19 protein-coding genes are annotated in these 17767 nt (G+C 71.0%); 6 read left to right on the plus strand and 13 right to left on the minus strand.

What is annotated here, in order from left to right:
• The first annotated feature begins 31 nt into the window (after positions 1-31).
• The 3 genes from AB5G72_RS04645 to trpS all read left to right on the plus strand — a co-directional run bounded on the left by AB5G72_RS04645 (position 32) and on the right by trpS (position 2609).
• Positions 32-877 carry an exodeoxyribonuclease III gene (locus tag AB5G72_RS04645; RefSeq protein ID WP_407335739.1) on the plus strand — a complete coding sequence of 282 codons (846 nt, stop codon included), beginning with the start codon at positions 32-34 and terminating at the stop codon, positions 875-877.
• A gap of 111 nt (positions 878-988) precedes the next feature.
• A complete protein-coding gene (locus AB5G72_RS04650) occupies positions 989-1462 on the plus strand; it encodes a PPOX class F420-dependent oxidoreductase (protein ID WP_067712723.1) in 474 nt (157 codons plus the stop codon).
• 67 nt (positions 1463-1529) lie between these two features.
• Positions 1530-2609: a tryptophan--tRNA ligase gene (gene trpS, locus AB5G72_RS04655; RefSeq protein ID WP_253003712.1), complete on the plus strand. Its 1080-nt coding sequence runs from the start codon at positions 1530-1532 to the stop codon at positions 2607-2609.
• Positions 2610-2674: 65 nt separating this feature from the next.
• Here the strand turns inward: trpS and AB5G72_RS04660 are convergent, their stop codons facing one another.
• The 4 genes from AB5G72_RS04660 to AB5G72_RS04675 all read right to left on the minus strand — a co-directional run bounded on the left by AB5G72_RS04660 (position 2675) and on the right by AB5G72_RS04675 (position 6449).
• Positions 2675-3685, minus strand: coding sequence for an RNase H family protein (locus AB5G72_RS04660; RefSeq protein WP_185951353.1), 1011 nt, complete (start codon positions 3683-3685; stop codon positions 2675-2677).
• Between the two features lie 93 nt (positions 3686-3778).
• A complete protein-coding gene (locus AB5G72_RS04665; RefSeq protein WP_096905908.1) occupies positions 3779-4030 on the minus strand; it encodes a hypothetical protein in 252 nt (83 codons plus the stop codon).
• A gap of 45 nt (positions 4031-4075) precedes the next feature.
• A complete protein-coding gene (locus tag AB5G72_RS04670; RefSeq protein WP_440221100.1) occupies positions 4076-5302 on the minus strand; it encodes a fatty acid desaturase family protein in 1227 nt (408 codons plus the stop codon).
• A gap of 46 nt (positions 5303-5348) precedes the next feature.
• Complete coding sequence (locus AB5G72_RS04675) at positions 5349-6449, minus strand: flavin reductase family protein (RefSeq protein ID WP_440221101.1); 1101 nt, start codon at positions 6447-6449, stop codon at positions 5349-5351.
• 256 nt (positions 6450-6705) lie between these two features.
• Between AB5G72_RS04675 and AB5G72_RS04680 the strand changes: the two genes are divergently transcribed.
• Positions 6706-7311: a TetR family transcriptional regulator gene (locus AB5G72_RS04680; RefSeq protein ID WP_440221102.1), complete on the plus strand. Its 606-nt coding sequence runs from the start codon at positions 6706-6708 to the stop codon at positions 7309-7311.
• Between the two features lie 76 nt (positions 7312-7387).
• On the opposite strand, the gene AB5G72_RS04685 is transcribed toward AB5G72_RS04680, so the two are convergent.
• The 5 genes from AB5G72_RS04685 to sdhC all read right to left on the minus strand — a co-directional run bounded on the left by AB5G72_RS04685 (position 7388) and on the right by sdhC (position 12616).
• Positions 7388-8785: a D-alanyl-D-alanine carboxypeptidase family protein gene (locus AB5G72_RS04685; RefSeq protein ID WP_440221103.1), complete on the minus strand. Its 1398-nt coding sequence runs from the start codon at positions 8783-8785 to the stop codon at positions 7388-7390.
• A 359-nt stretch (positions 8786-9144) separates the two neighbouring features.
• Positions 9145-9936, minus strand: a complete 792-nt coding sequence (locus AB5G72_RS04690; protein WP_269529058.1) for a succinate dehydrogenase iron-sulfur subunit — start codon at positions 9934-9936, stop codon at positions 9145-9147.
• On the minus strand, positions 9936-11705 hold the full coding sequence (sdhA, locus tag AB5G72_RS04695) for a succinate dehydrogenase flavoprotein subunit (protein ID WP_067712170.1): 1770 nt from the start codon (positions 11703-11705) through the stop codon (positions 9936-9938). The genes AB5G72_RS04690 and sdhA overlap by 1 nt, the downstream gene beginning before the upstream one ends.
• Positions 11706-11762: 57 nt before the next feature.
• Positions 11763-12194 carry a succinate dehydrogenase hydrophobic membrane anchor subunit gene (locus tag AB5G72_RS04700; RefSeq protein ID WP_067712174.1) on the minus strand — a complete coding sequence of 144 codons (432 nt, stop codon included), beginning with the start codon at positions 12192-12194 and terminating at the stop codon, positions 11763-11765.
• Positions 12195-12208: 14 nt separating this feature from the next.
• Complete coding sequence (gene sdhC / locus AB5G72_RS04705) at positions 12209-12616, minus strand: succinate dehydrogenase, cytochrome b556 subunit (protein ID WP_083249443.1); 408 nt, start codon at positions 12614-12616, stop codon at positions 12209-12211.
• A 189-nt stretch (positions 12617-12805) separates the two neighbouring features.
• Here sdhC and AB5G72_RS04710 point away from each other — a divergent pair, with 189 nt between their 5' ends.
• The gene (locus AB5G72_RS04710; RefSeq protein ID WP_067712178.1) at positions 12806-13258 is read left to right on the plus strand and encodes a cytidine deaminase; all 453 of its coding nucleotides are present in this window, start codon (positions 12806-12808) and stop codon (positions 13256-13258) included.
• Positions 13259-13269: 11 nt separating this feature from the next.
• Positions 13270-14568 (plus strand): thymidine phosphorylase, encoded by a 1299-nt coding sequence (locus AB5G72_RS04715; protein ID WP_440221104.1) that lies wholly within the window; start codon positions 13270-13272, stop codon positions 14566-14568.
• A 29-nt stretch (positions 14569-14597) separates the two neighbouring features.
• On the opposite strand, the gene AB5G72_RS04720 is transcribed toward AB5G72_RS04715, so the two are convergent.
• The 4 genes from AB5G72_RS04720 to AB5G72_RS04735 are packed head-to-tail and all read right to left on the minus strand — an operon-like array spanning position 14598 to position 17766.
• On the minus strand, positions 14598-15818 hold the full coding sequence (locus AB5G72_RS04720) for a primosomal protein (RefSeq protein ID WP_440221105.1): 1221 nt from the start codon (positions 15816-15818) through the stop codon (positions 14598-14600).
• Positions 15819-15842: 24 nt separating this feature from the next.
• Positions 15843-16223: a YbaB/EbfC family nucleoid-associated protein gene (locus tag AB5G72_RS04725; RefSeq protein WP_120286187.1), complete on the minus strand. Its 381-nt coding sequence runs from the start codon at positions 16221-16223 to the stop codon at positions 15843-15845.
• Positions 16220-16486 (minus strand): hypothetical protein, encoded by a 267-nt coding sequence (locus AB5G72_RS04730; RefSeq protein ID WP_440221106.1) that lies wholly within the window; start codon positions 16484-16486, stop codon positions 16220-16222. Before AB5G72_RS04730 ends, AB5G72_RS04725 begins: the two co-directional genes overlap by 4 nt.
• Positions 16486-17766: a C40 family peptidase gene (locus tag AB5G72_RS04735; protein ID WP_440221107.1), complete on the minus strand. Its 1281-nt coding sequence runs from the start codon at positions 17764-17766 to the stop codon at positions 16486-16488. The genes AB5G72_RS04730 and AB5G72_RS04735 overlap by 1 nt, the downstream gene beginning before the upstream one ends.
• Between the last annotated feature and the right edge of the window lies 1 nt (position 17767).

Below are 17767 nucleotides of genomic sequence, written 5' to 3' on the forward strand. Positions count from 1 at the left end.
CACGTTCCCGGCGATCGGTAGCCTGTGGGCCGTGAGCCTCACCGTGAGCACCGTCAACGTCAACGGGATCCGCGCCGCCGTCAAGAAGCGGTCGGAGACCAATCTCGGATTCCTGCCCTGGTTGGAGCGCAGCGGGGCGGACGTCGTCGCCCTCCAGGAGGTGCGCGCCGATGAGGACCAGACCCGAAAGGCGCTCGCGCCCGCCCTCGACGCCGGATGGCATCTGGTGGGCGCTCCGTCCTCACTCAAGGGCCGTGCCGGGGTCGCGATCCTGTCGCGCGCCGAGCCGACGGACGTGCGCGTCGGGTACGGCGACGAAGAGTTCGAGGAGTCCGGCCGGTACATCGAGGCCGTCTATCCCGGGGCCGTCGACGGCGAGACCGTCACCGTCGCCAGCCTCTACCTGCCCTCGGGGTCTGCCGACACCCCCAAGCAGGACGAGAAGGACCGGTTCCTCGCGACCTTCCGCGAGTACCTCGCCGAGCGGGCCGGGCATCTGAAGACCCGCGAGGGTCACGAGATGGTCATCTGTGGCGATTGGAATATCGCCCACCGTGAGGCCGACCTGAAGAATCACAAGGGCAACCACAAGAGCTCCGGTTTCCTGCCGCACGAGCGGGAGTGGATGACCGACGTCTTCGCCGACGGCAGCGGCTGGACCGACATCGTGCGGTATCGCCGCCCCGACGAGATCGGCCCGTACTCGTGGTGGAGCCAGCGCGGTAAGGCCTTCGACAACGACGCGGGCTGGCGGATCGACTACCACGTGGTGTCCGACGGACTGGTCGACCGGGCGGTGTCTGATCGAGTGGACAGGGCGAGCGCGTACGACATGCGGTGGTCCGACCACGCGCCGGTCACCGTCGTCTACGAGTAGGTCCGAGACGAGTAGGTCCGAGACGAGTGGTGACGACGACGAAGGCGACTTCTGAGATCGGGCCCGCGGTCGCGGATGTCACGCGGGGGACGGGTCCGTAACCTCGGCACCATGCCGAAGTATGCGACCGCCGAACGTCCCGATCGAGCCGGCCTCGACGATTTCGTCCGCCCCCGACACCGCGCCGTCCTCATCACCCGTCGGTCGTCCGGCGGGCTGCAGACCTCGCCGGTGACCTGCGGTGTCGACTCCGAGGGCAGGCTCGTCGTGGCCACCTATCCGCAGCGGGCGAAGGTGACCAACATCCGCCGCGACCCGGCCGTGAGCGTGTGCGTACTGTCCGACGACTTCAACGGCCCGTACGTCCACCTCGACGGCACCGCGGAGATCGTCGACCTGCCCGAGGCGGTGGAGCCGCTGGTGGAGTACTTCCGCAGCATCGCCGGGGAGCACGACGACTGGGACGAGTACCGGGCGGCGATGGTGCGGCAGGGCAAGTGCCTCATCCGGGTGGCCATCGATGACTGGGGCCCGATAGCCACGGGCGGCTTCCCGCCGGAGATGGCGCCGCCCGCCGACCGCTGACAGTGCGGCCACCGCCCGCGCGAGGGCGTGGGCGGTGGGTTGTCGGGGACGTGGGAAGATGAACGCCATGTCTGAGCAGTCCTCCTCCGCAGCTCCCACGCCCGCAGAGCCGACCGGGTCGCAGGCGCCCGCGAAGCGCCAGCGCGTCCTGTCCGGCATTCAGCCGACCGCCGACTCGTACCACCTCGGCAACTACCTGGGCGCGGTGCGGCAGTGGGTCGAACTGCAGGACGACTACGACGCGTACTACTTCATCCCCGATCTGCACGCGATCACCGTCAAGCAGGACCCCAAGGAGCTGCGCGAGCGGGTCTTCCGCGGCTGTGCGCAGCTGCTCGCGCTGGGGGTGGACCCCGCCCGGTCGGTGCTGTTCGTGCAGTCGCACGTCCCCGAACACGCCGAGCTGGCCTGGGTGCTGGGGTGCATCACCGGGTATGGCGAGGCCGCCCGGATGACGCAGTTCAAGGACAAGGCCGCCAAACAGGGCACCGACGGCACCACGGTGGGTCTGTTCACCTACCCGGTGCTCATGGCCGCCGACATCCTGCTCTACCGCCCGCACCTGGTGCCGGTGGGGGAGGATCAGCGTCAGCACCTCGAGTTGACCCGCGACCTGGCGATGCGGTTCAACTCCCGCTACAAGAAGACCTTCGTGGTGCCGGAAGGGAAGATCCTCGAGGGGTCCGCCAAGATCTACGACCTCCAGGATCCCACCGCCAAGATGAGCAAGTCCGGTGAGAACCCGAAGGGCATCGTCAACCTGCTCGACGACCCCAAGGTCTCCGCCAAGCGCATCCGCAGCGCGGTCACCGACTCCGACGGCACCATCCGCTACGACCGTGAGATGAAGCCGGGGGTGTCCAACCTGTTGGCGATCCAGTCCGCCTTCACCGGGCGCGCGATCGCCGACATCGTCGCCGACTACCAGACCGCCGGAGCAGGCTACGGCGCGCTGAAGACCGACACGGCCGACGCCCTCGAGGCGTTCGTGACGCCGCTGCGTGGCCGGTTCGACGAGTTCATGTCCGACCGCGCCGAGCTCGAGCGGATTCTGGCGGACGGCGCGGAGAAGGCCCGCGCGGTCGCCGGCCCCGTCCTGTCGCAGGTCTATCAGGCCGTCGGATTCACCGCGCCCCGTCGGGGCTGACCCGGGCGTCGGCGCGGCCGCTGAACATACAACACCTGTAGCGCGGTCGACACGCCGACGCCGCCTCAGGCCTCGCGAGTGGCCTGCTGGTAGACCTGCTTCCAGTCACCGCCGAACCGCTGCCACAGCGAGCTGCCCAGCGAGACCTCGCCCCCGGGAGCGGTGGCGCGCCACAGCACGAGAACCGCGTCGTCGCCGAGGCGTCGGGTCTCGACCACCTCGAGTTCGACGTCCTCGACGGACCCGTCCGTGTCGCCGAGCTGGCGGCGGGTCCGGGTGCGGCCCGCGGCGTCCACCTGCCGCCATCGCACGTCGAGCAGTCGCGTGAGAGTGCGGCGGTCCCGGCGGACGGTGTCGGTCAACAGGGAGCGTTCCAGGTCGACGACGAGGTCCTCGATCCCCGGGCCGGCGGCGGAGGGAGAACTCCCTTCCTCGTCCGCGGGATCGGCCGGGGTGTTTGCGTCCAGGGAGAACAGGTCGGGCTCGGACTCGGCCGCTGACCTCGTCGTCGTCCCGCTCGTCCCCGATCCTCCCGCGGACGGCGATCGCCGGGCGGCGCCCCCCGCGGCGGGCGGGGGAACGGCCGGGTCCTCGCCCGCGCCCACAGCCGTCGCACCCGGGAAGCCCGGCCCGGGCTCAGGCTCCTTGCGCGACGAGTGCGCCTTGGCGGCGCCGTTGGCCAGGGCGTCGGCCTTCTCGTTGAGCTCGTGGCCCGCGTGACCCTTGACCCACTCGAACGTCACCTCGCGGCCCTGCATCGCCTCGTCGAGGGCCTTCATCACCTCGACGTTGAGCACGGGCTTGCCGTCGGCCTTCTTCCAGCCCTTGCGTTTCCAGCCCTTCATCCATTTGGTGACCGAGTTGATGACGTACTGCGAGTCGCACAGGATGTGCAGCGGCTCATCGGTGTGCGCGGTCTGGCGCAGCAGGTCCAGCACGGCGGTGAGCTCGCCCTGGTTGTTGGTGCCGCGCTTCCAGCCACCGCAGCGCCAGGTCGAGTCGTTGATATACCAGGCCCATCCGGCAGGACCGGGGTTTCCGAGAGCGGAGCCGTCCGCGGCGGCGATGATCGTCACGACATGGGATCCTGCCACCGTGGCCGGCGCCACTTCGCACCGGCCACGGGGGGCCGACCGGCCGCCTCTCTCCGGGAAGCGGCCGGACGCCGGTCAGCCCTGCAGGTCGCCGTCCTCGATGCCGTCGAGGTTGATCAGCGGCTCGTCCGCGGTGCGCTGCCGCTCCTCGCGGCGGGAGATTCGGGCGGCCTCACGCATTTCGATGCCCTCGGTGACGAAGTCGCCGACCTCCTTGGCGATCGAGCCGATCGCGTCCGTGATGATGACGGCGATACGTCCCACCAGCGACGCGCCCGCCTGGACACCTGCCTGGACCTGGTCCTTGTTGCGTTCGAAGTCGCTCATGGACCGCTCCCTTCGTCGGTGATGCCCTTAGACGGTACCCGCGGCTCAGGCGGCGACGGGAGTCTTCCTGCGCTCGATGATCACCGCCGGCGTGTCCGCCGCGGTGGGAGGCAGGGGCAGCGCCAGGCGGAACATCTTGGACCAGACTCCTCCGACCTGCTTCCACAACGGGCCGGTCGTGTACGGCAGGCCGTGCTCCTCGCAGATCGCGCGCACCTCGTCCGCGATCTCCGGGTAGCGGTGCGCGGGAAGGTCCGGGAACAGGTGGTGCTCGATCTGGTGCGAGAGGTTGCCGGTCGCCAGATGCATGAACGGGCTGCCCGAGATGTTGGCCGACCCCAGCATCTGCCGGACGTACCACTCGCCGCGGGTCTCCTCGGCCGTCTCCTCCTGCGTGAACACCTGGGCGCCGGACGGGAAGTGACCGCAGAAGATCACCGAGAAGGCCCAGATGTTGCGGACGACGTTCGCGGTGAGGTTGCCGGCGAACGTGAGCGGGAACAGCGGGCCAGTGAGCGCCGGGTGCACGACGTAGTCCTTGGCCACCTGGCCGCGGACCTTGTTCCACCAGCCGGCGAGCAGGCCCTTGACGTCGGACCACTTGCGCTTGCCCTTGAGGACGTTGTCGTACTCGAGGTCGTGCATCATCACGCCCCACTCGAACAGCATCATCAGCGCGAACGCGTACACGGGGTTGCCCAGACGCAGCGGGGTCCACTTCTGCTCGTACTCCATCCGCAGCAGGCCGTAACCGATGTCGCGGTCCAGGTCGAGGATGTTGGTGTACGTGTGGTGCATGTAGTTGTGCGAGTGCCGCCACTGGTCCGACGGGCACACGTTGTCCCACTCGAAGCTCGAGGAGTGGAGCATGTCGTCGCGCATCCAGTCGTACTGGCCGTGCATGACGTTGTGGCCGATCTCCATGTTGTCGAGGATCTTGGACGCGCTCAGCGCGGCGACGCCGGCCAGCCAGGCCGGGGGCAGGAAGCCGAGGAACATCAGCCCGCGGCCGGCCAACTCCAGGCGGCGTTGGGTGCGCACCACCCGCAGGATGTAGTCGCGGTCGGCGGTGCCGAGGTCGGCCCTCACGCGGTCGCGGATGGCATCGAGTTCGCGGCCGATGATCTCGACCGACTCGGCCGACAGCACGATCGGCTCGGGGCCGGGGGTCTTCGCGTCGGCGGCCTTGCCGGCCGCCTTGCCGCTGGCCTTCGGCGGCTTCGGCGTGGTGGACTTCTTCGGGCGGAGGCCGGGCAGTTGCAGGAGTGTCATGATGGGGTCCTTCCGGGTCGTTCCGGGCGGGTGGTGGTGAAGGTGGTCAGAGCTCGATCTCGACGTCGCCCACGGGCGCGTTGACGCAGATCTGGACGTGGCAGTCAGGAGTGGCGTCGATCTCGCCGGTGCGAAGATCCCGGGTGGTGCCGGAGACGCGCACGGCCGTGCAGGTGTGGCAGATGCCCATCCGGCACCCGTGCTGGGGGCGCAGGCCGGCGGCCTCGGCGCCCTCGAGCAGGGTGGTTCCCTCGTTCCGGGCGGTGACGCCGCTACGCAGGTGGGTCACGGTGCCTCCGTCGCCGTCGGGCACGGGCCCGGTCGCGGAGGTGAAACGCTCACGCAGGACGCCGGAGAACCGCTCGGCGCCGAGGACCTCCTCGAGGCCACGGGCCAGCGGCTCGGGGCCACAGAGGAACACCGCGGCGTCATCGTGCCAGGGGGCTGTCTCCTCGAGATGGTCGGCGGAGAGGTGACCGGCCAGGCCGCTCGGGGTCGTCCCCTCGGCGGTGGGGACCACCGTGACCGTCACCCCTGCCCGGGCCAGCTCACGGAGCTGGTCCCGGAAGGGCACGTCCTCCACGCGGCGGGCGTAGTGCAGCCACGCCACGCGGCCGGGCGCCCCGTCGCCGCAGTGGCCGTCCGCGGCGAGCGTCGAGGCGATCGCCAGCATCGGGGTGATGCCGCTGCCACCACTGACCAGCAGCACATCGGCGGGGCGGGCCTCGGGCAACGCCATCTCGCCGACCGGGTTGCCCAGGAGCAGTCGCATCCCGGGCGCGGCCTCGTCCCAGAGATGGTTCGAGACCACGCCGTCCGGGTGCCTGCGGACGGCGATGGTCGCCAGCCCGTCACGGCGGGACGCCGGATCGACGGGGGAGTAGTGGCGGCGGTGGACGACGCCGTCCACCACGACCCCGATCTCGAGCGCGGCGCCGGGTGCGGGCCGGTCGACCCCGGCGGGCAACCGCAGGGTGAGGACCGTGACGTCGGGGACCGGCCGGTCGACTGCCACGACGGTCGCCCCGGTGGGGTCGTCGGACCAGTCCACGCCCAGGGAGCGGACGTAGTGTTCGACCGGATGGGGGGTGAGCAGGGTGCGCGTGACCCGGCGGGAGAAGAGTCTGCGGATGGGCGGGGCGGTCATGTGGACCTCCGTTGAGGATGTGGGTCGGTGTGGTCGGACGCCGTCGGATGCGGTCGCTCCCCGGCGGTCGTCGCGCCTCGCACCGGGTCGGTGCCGTCGCGGTCGGGGTGCGCATCCGTCCGGTTCGACCACCGGACGTTTTTGAGTGTACAGCCGTTCTCCGAAATGGGAAGAGGGTCGATTTGTGGCCCGGCCCACACCCCGCGGACGGGTGGTTTCTGACGCGTCAGTCCAGGCTGTCGATAGGATGGCGAATGTGACGACGCCCAGGACACGTGCGGAACAGAAACGGCACACCCGTGCACTCATCGTCGAGGCGGGCCGGAACGGGGTGGCCACGCGCGGCTTCACCGGGCTCGTCGTCCGCGAACTCGCGCGCGAGGTCGGCATCGTCCCCACCGCCTTCTACCGGCACTTCGAGTCCGTCGACGACCTCGCATCGGAACTCGCGTCCGGCGCGGCCGACGCCCTCGGGTCGTTCATCGACGAGCTGATCTCCACCGCGACCGACGACCCCGCGACCGACTGGCCCCGCCTGGCCTCCGCCGCCGCCACCCGGGATCCGCAGACCTGGGCCATGCTCGCCCGCGGCCTGGTCGACACCGCGCATCCAGACCACCGGATCCTCGCGGCCGCCGTCGATTCCGCCCGCCGCCGGCTGGGGATCACCCTGGGTCGGCTCGAGACGCTCTCCGGAGCGGACGACACCTCCATCGACATCGCGGCCGACCTCGTCGTCGTCGTCCTCCTCCGCGCCCTCGTCGAGATGGCCGACGATTCCGACGCCCGCACCACGGTCGACGAGTGCGCCGGGCGTCTGCGGGTCATTCTCGCCGGCGCCGGCGCCGGCGCCGTCTCCTGACCGGCCGTTCCCCGGCCGTTCCCCGACCGTACGCGCCGACGCGGCGGCCGCTACGGACGTGGGGCCGGGCCCCGGGCTAGTTCCGTGACCGCAGTGTGAGGACCGCCCCGGCCACCACGACGAGTCCCGCCGCGCCCAGCGCCAGCCACGTGCTGTAGCGCTCGAGCACCGAGCCGCCGACGATCGCCGTCTCCGGCGTGCCCGCCCCGCCGAGGCCGCCGGCCAGGTGCTCGGTCGCATGATCGGTCGAGTCCTGCGGCCCGGCCTCGAGCACGCCCACAGGGTCCGAGTCGCCCGCCGCGTACCCCGCGTCCAGCAACGCGGCCGCCTGCTGCCACGGCGGGCTGGGCACACGCGTGCCGTCGAGCAGCACCACCGCGAGCCGCCGACCGTCCCGCTCGGCCGCCCCGATGAACGTGTGCCGGGCATCGTCGGTGAAACCGGTCTTGCCGCCGATCGCGCCCGGGTAGTTGTGGAGCAGCAGGTTGTCGTTGCCCAGCACGAAGCCGGGGTTGATCAGGACCCCGTCCGCGCCCATCGTCGGGCCGGTGTGCTCCGGTACCGCCGCCGGATCCGGTGGTTCGGTGCCCGGACCAGCGGGGTATCCGGGGAAGCCCGTGGACGGGGTGGCGACGATCTCCGCGAACGCCGGGCGGGCCATCGCGTCCCGGAAGATCAGCGACATGTCGTAGGCCGTGGACATCATGCCCGGGCCGTCGAGGCCGTTCACGGTGGCGACATACGTACTGCGGGCCCCGAGCGCGACGGCGTGCGCGTTCATCGCGGCGCACGTCTCCTCGATGCCCCCCAGCTGCCGCGCCAGGACCACCGCGGCGTCGTTGCCGGAGGCCAGGAGCAGGCCGCTGAGGAGCCGTCCCACGGAGTACTCGCCGCCCGGCCCGATGCCCACGAGGCTGCCCTCGGCCCCCTCGAGGTCCGCGTCGGTGACCTCCACGACCCGGTCGACGTCGAGCGAGTCCAGCGCGACGGAGGCGAGCAGTGTCTTGATCACGCTCGCGGGGCGGTATCGGCCGTGCGGGTCCTTGGCCGCCACGATCTGGCCGGTGTCCAGGTCGGAGACCAGCCACGCGCTGGCGGTGACGTCGCGTGGCACCTCGAATCCGTCGGGCGCCACGACCTGGCAGCCGGCGAGCCCGTCACCGCCCGGAGGGGTGTCGGGCACCGGGGGAGGGGTCGGGGACGTCTGCCCGGGGAGCGGGACCTCGGACTCGTCGACGGGAGCGGGCGGTGTGGTGCGGTACGGGCACCCGGTGATGTCGCGCGGGGTGTCGAAGTACGACGGCGACGTGGTCGACGGCAGCACGGCGGCCGGCGGCGGCTCCGTCAGCGGAACGGCGGGGGCCGGCTCCACGGCTGTCACGGGTGCCGCTGCCGCGAGCGGTGCCAGTGCGACGAGGGCTGCGGTCACGAGGCCGGCGGCTCGCTGGACGGGCCGTCGTCGGGTGCTGGTCACGGAGGTCGAGTCTACGTCCGGTCGACGTCGCCTCGGGTCGGACCCGCTGGCCCGGGTCTGACCCGCCCTCGCCCCGCAGCCGCTCCCCGGGGTGGCGTCTCGCACCCGCTTCGGAGCAGGCGAGACGCCATCTCGGCGTGCGGCTGTGGCCCGGGCGTGCGGCTGTGGCCCCGGGCGTGCGGCTGGGGTCGCAGCGGGCAGGCGCGTGTGCGGATGCCGGGGGCGGCGGGGAGGGTCGGGGCCACGAGGGAAGGAAACGGCGGAGGGGCCGCACTCTCCGTCTGTGGAGAATGCGGCCCCGGCCGGTGCTGCGAGGCGACGTCGGAACGACGCGCGCCGGCGTGGTGGCTACCCGGTGATCAGCGCGCGAACAGCAGCGCGCGCTTGACCTCCGTGATCGCCTTGGTCACCTGGATTCCACGCGGGCACGCGTCGGTGCAGTTGAAGGTGGTGCGGCAACGCCACACCCCCTCGGCGTCGTTGAGGATCTCCAGCCGATCGGCGGCGCCCTCGTCACGCGAGTCGAAGATGAACCGGTGCGCGTTGACGATCGCCGCCGGCCCGAAGTACGACCCGTCGGCCCAGAACACCGGGCAGGAACTCGTGCAGCAGGCGCAGAGGATGCACTTGGTGGTGTCGTCGAAACGGGCGCGGTCCGTCGGCGACTGGATGCGCTCGGCGGTCGGCTGGTTGCCGGAGGTGATGAGGTAGGGCATCACGTCGCGGTACGACTTGAAGAACGGCTCCATGTCGACGTACAGGTCCTTCTCCACCGGCAGCCCGCGCAGTGGGGCGATGGTGATGGTGACGGGCTTGCCGTCCTTCGGGAGCATGTCCTTCATCAGAACCTTGCACGCCAGGCGGTTCACACCGTTGACCTGCATGGCGTCCGAACCACAGACGCCGTGCGCGCACGATCGACGGAACGCCAGCGATCCGTCGATGTAGTTCTTGACGTACGTCAGCAGGTTGAGCAGACGGTCGGACGGCAGCGCCGGGACCTCGTACTCCTTCCAGCCGGCCGAGTCCGGATCCTCCGGGTTGAACCGGGCGATCTTCAGCGTGACCATGGTCGAGCCGGGCGGCACGGGACGGTTGGCGCCGGGGTCCTTGCCGTCGTTGGCCTTGGTGGTGTCGACTGCGGTGCTCATCAGTACTTACGCTCCATCGGCTCGTAGCGGGTCTGCACAACCGGCTTCCAATCCAGCCGGATGTCGGAGAGCAGGTCGAGACCGCCCTCCTTGAACGCCATCGTGTGTTTCATGTACGTGGCGTCGTCGCGGTCCGGGAAGTCCTCGCGGGAGTGACCGCCGCGGGACTCCTTGCGGTTGAGGGCACAGACGACCGTGACCTCCGCCAGCTCCAGCAGGAAGCCCAGTTCGACGGCCTCGAGGAGCTCGGTGTTGAAGCGCTTGCCCTTGTCCGAGACGGTGACGTCGGCGTAGCGGGCCTTGAGGGCGCGGAGCTCGTCACGGGCCTCGGTGAGCGACTGCTCGGTGCGGAAGACCGACGCCTTGTCGTCCATCATGGCCTGCATCTCGCTGCGGATGTCCGCGGCGTTCTCGCTGCCGTGCGGGGCGAGCATGCGCTCCATCCAGTCACGGACCATCTGCTCGGGCTCGGCGGGCAGTTCGACGAAGTCATGGCCCGCGGCGTACTCGGCGGCGGCGATGCCGGCGCGGCGGCCGAACACGTTGATGTCCAGCAGCGAGTTGGTGCCCAGACGGTTGGAGCCGTGGACGGACACGCAGGCGCACTCGCCCGCGGCGTAGAGGCCGGGGACGACGTCCTCGGAGTTGCGCAGCACCTCGCCCTGCACGTTGGTCGGGATGCCGCCCATGACGTAGTGGCAGGTGGGGAAGACCGGTACGAGCTCGGTCACCGGGTCCACACCGAGGTAGGTGCGCGAGAACTCGGTGATGTCGGGCAGCTTCTCCTCCAGCACGTCGGCACCGAGGTGGGTCACGTCGATGTAGACGTAGTCCTTCTCGGGGCCGGCGCCGCGGCCCTCGCGGACCTCCAGGACCATCGAGCGGGCGACGATGTCACGGGGCGCGAGGTCCTTGATGGTGGGGGCGTAGCGCTCCATGAAGCGCTCACCGTCCGCGTTGCGCAGGATGCCGCCCTCACCGCGGACGGCCTCGGAGATGAGGATGCCCAGGCCGGCGAGGCCGGTCGGGTGGAACTGGTGGAACTCCATGTCCTCCAGCGGCAGGCCCTTGCGGAACACCACGGCCATGCCGTCACCGGTGAGGGTGTGGGCGTTCGAGGTGGTCTTGTACATGCGGCCCGAGCCACCCGTGGCGAAGACGGTGGCCTTGGAGTGGAACACGTGCAGGTCGCCGGAGGCGAGCTCGTAGGCGACGCAGCCGGTGGCGACGGGACCCTCGGGGGTCTCGGTGAGACACAGGTCCAGCACGTAGAACTCGTTGAAGAACTCCACGTTGTGCTTGACGCAGTTCTGGTAGAGCGTCTGCAGAATCATGTGACCGGTGCGGTCGGCCGCGTAGCAGGCGCGACGCACGGGCGCCTTGCCGTGGTCACGGGTGTGGCCGCCGAAGCGCCGCTGGTCGATCTTGCCCTCGGGCGTGCGGTTGAACGGCAGGCCCATGTTCTCCAGGTCGATGACGGCGGTGATGGCCTCCTTGGCCATGATCTCCGCGGCGTCCTGGTCGACGAGGTAGTCGCCGCCCTTGACCGTGTCGAACGTGTGCCACTCCCAGTTGTCCTCCTCGACGTTCGCGAGGGCGGCGCACATGCCGCCCTGGGCGGCGCCGGTGTGGGAGCGGGTGGGGTAGAGCTTGGTGAGGACCGCGGTGCGGGTACGCGGGCCCGACTCGATGGCCGCGCGCATACCTGCGCCGCCGGCGCCGACGATCACGACGTCGTACTGATGCTGGTGGACCTGACGATCGGTCATGGGTTACTCAGTGCTCGCTTTCGGAAAGGTGAAGTCCGCAGACGAAGACGGCCGCGGTCAGAGGTCGTAGGCGAGGCCGAAGATGGCGTAGGTGCCCAGGACCAGGACGAGGCCGGTGGCGACGAACAGGATCGAGTTGAGCCAGAACCGGGTCGAGTCCTTGCGGGAGTAGTCCGCGATGACGGTGCGGACACCGTTGCCGCCGTGGAGCATGGCCAGCCAGAGCATGAGGAGGTCCCACACGGCCCAGAACGGGCTCTGCCAGCGGTCCGCCACGTACGCCCAGTCGATGCGTTGGACGCCCTCGTCGATCATCAGACCGACGGTGAGGTGACCGATCGTGAGGATGACCAGCGCGACGCCCGAGTAGCGCATGAAGATCCACGCCGAGCGTTCGAAGTTGCCGCGCGAGCGCAGGCGGGGCGAGCGCGGCTGCGCCAGGGAGGCCGGCCGGTCGTAGGACGTCTGGAGAACAGGTGCGTCTGCCATGGTGATCGTTCCCCTTAGAGGTGCTGGAAGAGAAGGAAGAGGAGGCGGGCGGTGGCCGCGGCGAACACCACGACCCAGATCGCCAGGACGGCCCACAGCATCTGACGCTGGTACTTGGCGCCCTTCGACCAGAAGTCGACGAGGACGATCCGGAGACCGTTGAGCGCGTGGAAGAGCACGAGCGCGACCAGACCGATCTCCATGAGGCCGACGATCGGGGTCTTGTACGTGTCGATGACCGCGTTGTAACTCTCCGGGCTCACCGTGACGAGCGCGGTGTCGAGCACGTGTACGAAGAGGAAGAAGAAGATCGCGACGCCCGAGATGCGGTGCGCGACCCAGGACCACATCCCCGGGTCACCCTTGTAGAGGTTGAGCTTCTTTGTGGGGGCCGGACGCGCCGGCGCCTGCGCAGTACTCATGGGCTTGTCGTGCCTCCGAATCGTCTGGGCCTGATGCCATCGGCGCGCGTTCCGGCCCGAGAGCACAGCGGGCGCCTACTAGGACTTTAGACCTGAGATCTGACTAGGCGAAAGCAGGGTGGGTACCGTGGACCGAGCGGGTTCTCCCAGTTAGGGAAGCCTAAAAGATGTTACCGAGGGGTAAGCCAGGTGTCCCAGGACGAAACCGCAGCACAACACAACGCGATCGTCGCCGGCCTCACCGACGCCGCCCTCGCCGCCGCACGGGGTGCCTACCGTCCGTACTCCGGGCTGGGGGTGGGGGCCGCCGCGCTGGCCGTTGGCCCGGACGTGGACCCGCCCGCCGGCGACCCCGACGGGCGGGTACGGATGGTCGTCGGGTGCAACGTCGAGAACGCCTCCTACGGCCTGACCCTGTGCGCCGAGTGCTCGCTCGTCTCCGACCTCTACCGCACCGGCGGCGGGAGGCTGCTCGAGCTCGTCGTCGTCTCCCACACCGGGGACCCCCTCGCGCCGTGCGGACGCTGCCGACAACTCCTGCACGAACACGGCGGCCCCGGGCTGGTGGTCCACACCGCGCGCGGCGCGGTGCGCCTCGCCGAGCTCCTCCCGGACGCCTTCGGACCGGGGGACCTGCGGTGAGTGGCTCCGGGATGAGCGCGCGACACGACGCCGTGCGGATCATCGAGGCCAAGCGGGACGGGCGGGAACTCGACGACGACGAGATCGACTGGATCGTCGACGGGTTCACCCGCGGGGTCGTCGCACCCGAGCAGATGTCCGCGCTCGCGATGGCGATCTACTTCCGCGGGATGACCGACCGGGAGATCTCCCGGTGGACCACGGCGATGGTGGGCTCCGGAACCCGGATGGACCTGTCCGATCTGACCCGCGGCGGCAGGGTGGTGCCCACCGTCGACAAGCACTCCACCGGCGGCGTGGGCGACGCGATCACCCTCGTCCTGACACCGCTGTTGGCGACGTGGGACGTGGCCGTGCCGCAACTGTCGGGCCGGGGGCTCGGCCACACCGGCGGCACGCTCGACAAACTCGAGTCCATCCCCGGGTGGCGCGCGGACCTCGACGCCGACGAGATGCGTGCCGTCCTGACGCGGACCGGGGCCGTGATCTGCGCTGCCGGGGCCGACCTCGCCCCCGCCGACCGGGCCCTCTACGCGCTGCGGGACGTCACCGGCACCGTCCCGTCCATCCCGATGATCGCCGCGTCCATCATGAGCAAGAAGATCGCCGAGGGCACCGGTGCGCTGGTGCTGGACGTGAAGTTCGGCTCCGGCGCGTTCCTGCCCGACCCCGCCGACGCCGCCGAGCTGGCGCGGGTGATGGTCGGGATCGGCGCCGCCGCCGGTGTGCGGACCAGTGCCCTGGTGACCGCCAATAACACGCCCCTCGGTCGCGCCGTGGGCAACGCGCTCGAGGTGGCCGAGGCGCGGGAGATCCTCGCCGGCGGGGGGCCTGCCGACATGGTCGACCTGACCTGCGCGCTGGCGCTCGAGGCGCTCGCCGCGGTGGGGATCCCGGACGCCGACCCGCGTGCCCGGCTGGCGGACGGGCGGGCCATGGACTCCTACCGGGCGATGATCTCCGCGCAGGGCGGGGACCCGGACGCGGTCCTACCGCGGGCGGCGCACGTCGAGGAGGTGCGGGCCCCGGCGTCGGGTCCGATCAGGTGGGACGCGCTCGGGGTCGGTCGCGCGTCGTGGTTGTCCGGGGCGGGGCGTACCCGCCCCGGCGAGGCGGTCGACCCGGGCGCGGGCGTGATGCTGCACCGCGTCGAGGGCGAACACGTCCGCGTCGGCGAGGTGGTGGCCACCGTCCACGCGGGCGACACCGCACGGTTGCCGGCCGCACTCGACGAGGTGGCGGCCGCGTTCGGGACGGGCCCGGATCGCGGTCCTGCCGGCGTGGTGACCGAGCGACTGCGCGGCTGGTGAACGGACGCCGGGGGCGACGCACCCCCGGATCAGGCGAGGTCGGGCGTGGTGACGAGCTTCTCGACGTCGTCGACCAGGTCACGCCACTCGGACGCCTCGTCGTCGTACGGTGCGGTCGGCTCGAGCAGCTTGGCGTCGTCGGGGTTGAGGACGTAGTGCAGGTAGCGCCGTAGCGCCGACCCGCGCCCGGTCACCGACGCCTCGAGTTCGGCGTCGCCGACGTAGGTGGCCAGGTCGGTGACGAACTCGACCGCCAGGCCGAGCTGGTCGGAGTCCACCATCTCCGGCCCGACCTCGATGTCGCGGTCGAGCCCGGCCAGGACGTACACGTTGTCGTCTGTGACGTGCACGTCCAGGCTGCCGTCGGTCGCGGCGATCTTGACGCGCTCGTAGGTGGCCACCCGGCTCAGGGTGTCGTCGTCGTTGTCGGCCAGGTAGCGGGACAGGCCGCGCGCACTGGTGAAGACGTACGCCTGGTCACCGTCGCCGAGGAACACCGGCCGGTCACCCAGGTAGCAGCGCAGACTCAGGTACTCCTGGTCGGCGAACACGATCCTGACGGGGTCGATCCCCACGCTCTCCCAGAGCGAGCCCTCCGGGTACCCGGTCGGGGCGGGCTCGGGCTCCGGCTCCGGCTCGGGGAGCGCGGCCTCGGCGGTCTCCAGGTCGTGGCGCGCTCGCTCGACCTCGGCGCGGTCGATCTCCGGGGTGGTCATGACGTCCTGGATGGCGTCGAGGACGTCGTCCCAGCCCTTGGCGACCGTCTTGCGGATGGATTTCCACAGCTTGAGCCCGTCGCGGCCGTAGAACTCGTCCATGCCGTGCGTGACGGACGCGAGCACCGGGTTGCCGTTGAAGAACTTGGTGACGGTGTCCAGTTCGCACACCTCGCCGATCGAGCGAGCGATCGCGAAGGACTGATCGATCTCGTCGACCGACGACTCGGTCGGATCGTCCCCGAGGAGCTCGAGGACGCCGACGAGGTCGTAGCAGTTCTCCTCGGCGGCGCGGAAGGCGAGCACGTCCGATCCGGCGAACTGCTCCCACGAGGGGTGGTCCTGCAGATCGTGCTCCGCGCCGCTGCGGACCAGGGCGAGGAGTTCGGCCGTCGAGTCGAAGGCGTAGAGGTCCTCGTCCAGCCCGAGGAACGCCTCCCAGTCGTCGTTGTCCTCCCGCCAGCTGGGTGCCCAGAGGGTCGTGACGTCTCCCTCCGGGAGACCGAGCTCGATCGGGACGATGTCCTTGGCCATGCCGGTCAGCATATCCACGGCTCGTCAGGCGGTGCCACGGCCCGCCGGGGCGGGGTCGGTGTGATGACGGGCGGCGTCCTCGGCTTCCCGCCTCCGACCGCTCACGGCGAGGGCCACCGAGCCCGAGACCAGCTCCGCGCGACGGGTGTTGGCCTGCTCCACGGCAGCCGACGTGGCCTCGAGGATCGACGCCGCGACCACCTCGGACCCGTGCCTGCGCAACCCGGGCGCCAGCACGAGGTCCACCACGCTCCCGCCGGAGTCCGCGGTCGCGGTGGCGAGTCGGTCCCGGCTGGTCGTCGAGATGCGCAGGGTCTCCAGCTGGTCGTGTGCCGACTCCCACTCGGTCGCGATCCCGCGCAGACGATCGAGAAACGCCTCGACGTCCAGTCCTCCGGCGCTCACTTGACAGACCCGCCCGGCTTGTCGTCCCAGTCCCGCTCGTCCCAGTCCCGCTCGTCCCAGTCGTCGGCGGCGAGGCGTTCCAGCAGATCGCGGGCGTCGCCGGCGGCCGCGGTGAGGCTGCGCAGGACCGCGCGCGCCACCTCCGCGGGCGGGCGGTCGAGGAGGGCTTCCGGAAGGGCCAGGCCCACCGGGACGCCGTCGGTGCCGACCTCGGCGACCACCCCGGTCATCGGGTCGGTGTGCCGGCAGCTGTCGGGTGCCATCAGCCGGTCGGACGGTAGAAGCCGTGGAACGACATGCCGATATTGTCGGTGCGGAGCCCGGACACCGCTACAGGGTCCCCGGCCTCCACGATCTGACCGTTGCCGATGTACATGGCGACGTGGCCGTCCCACACGAGCAGGTCACCGGGCAGGACGTCCTGCGGGGACACCTGGACACCCACGCCCTGTTCCTGGGCCAGGCGGGGGATCTCCACACCGGCGTCCCCGTACGCCCACTGCGTCAGGCCACTGCAGTCCAGCCCCTGGCCGGGAGTGGTGCCGCCCCACACGTACGGCACACCCTGCTGACTGAGCGCGTTGCGGACAGCGCCGGCGGCCTGCTCGTTGGGGGCGGTGACGACCGAGCCGTCGGGCAGGGTCACCTCGGTTCCGCCGCCGATCACCCCGGACCCGGCGTCACCGAACCCCGCCGTCCCGGGCACGGACCCGGACCCGGCGGCGGACTCCGCCGCGACACCCGACGAGCCACTGTCGAACGAACCGCCGTCAAACGAGCCGCCGCCCGCGCCGCCCGCGCCGCCCGCGCCGCCCGCGCCGCCGCCCGCGCCGCCCGCGCCGCCCGCGCCGCCCGCGCCGCCGCCGCCCGCGCCGCCGCCGCCCGCGCCGCCGCCGCCCGCGCCGCCGCCGCCCGCGCCGCCGCCCGCAGCGAAGACCGCGTCCGGACCGGACTCGGTGTAGGCGACCATGGTGGCGTCGATCGCGCCGCCGGTGCCGGAACCGGCCCCGACCGTGCCCGGCATGCGGGGGGCCGGGGGGATACCGGCGGCGATGGCCCGCATCTCCGCGGTCGGCACCCTCAGCTCGGTCTGGACCCGCTCGGCCACCTGGATCCCACGCGCGAGGTGCTCGGCGGCCAGCCCGAGGAGGCCGGCCTGTCCCGGCGGGGTGAGGAGGGCCGGCCCCATGGCGGCCGCACGGGCGAGGAACTGCTGCACGATCCCTATCACCTCGACAGTCCCCCGGACCACGATCTCCGCGGCCACAGCGGTGACCCGTGCGATCTCCGCGGCGGACTCGCCGAGCGCGCCCATCGTCCGGCCGACCTCGGCGATCGAGTGCGCGGCCCCCAGGGAGGCCAGGGAGTCCCACGACTCCGACAGCAGACGTTCCAGCGGCGGGCCGAGTTGCTGCGCGGCCTCGAGTCCGTCACTGACCGGCCGCATGATGTCCTGCGCCTCGGCGGGGACGAACTCCTCCGCGGACAGCAGATCGAGGATCTGTTTGATGGGGCCGGCGTAGGCCAGCGCGTCGACGATCACC

It is taken from the genome of Dietzia sp. MNB45 (genome assembly GCF_051994785.1).
GTDB classification, from domain to species: domain Bacteria; phylum Actinomycetota; class Actinomycetes; order Mycobacteriales; family Mycobacteriaceae; genus Dietzia; species Dietzia kunjamensis.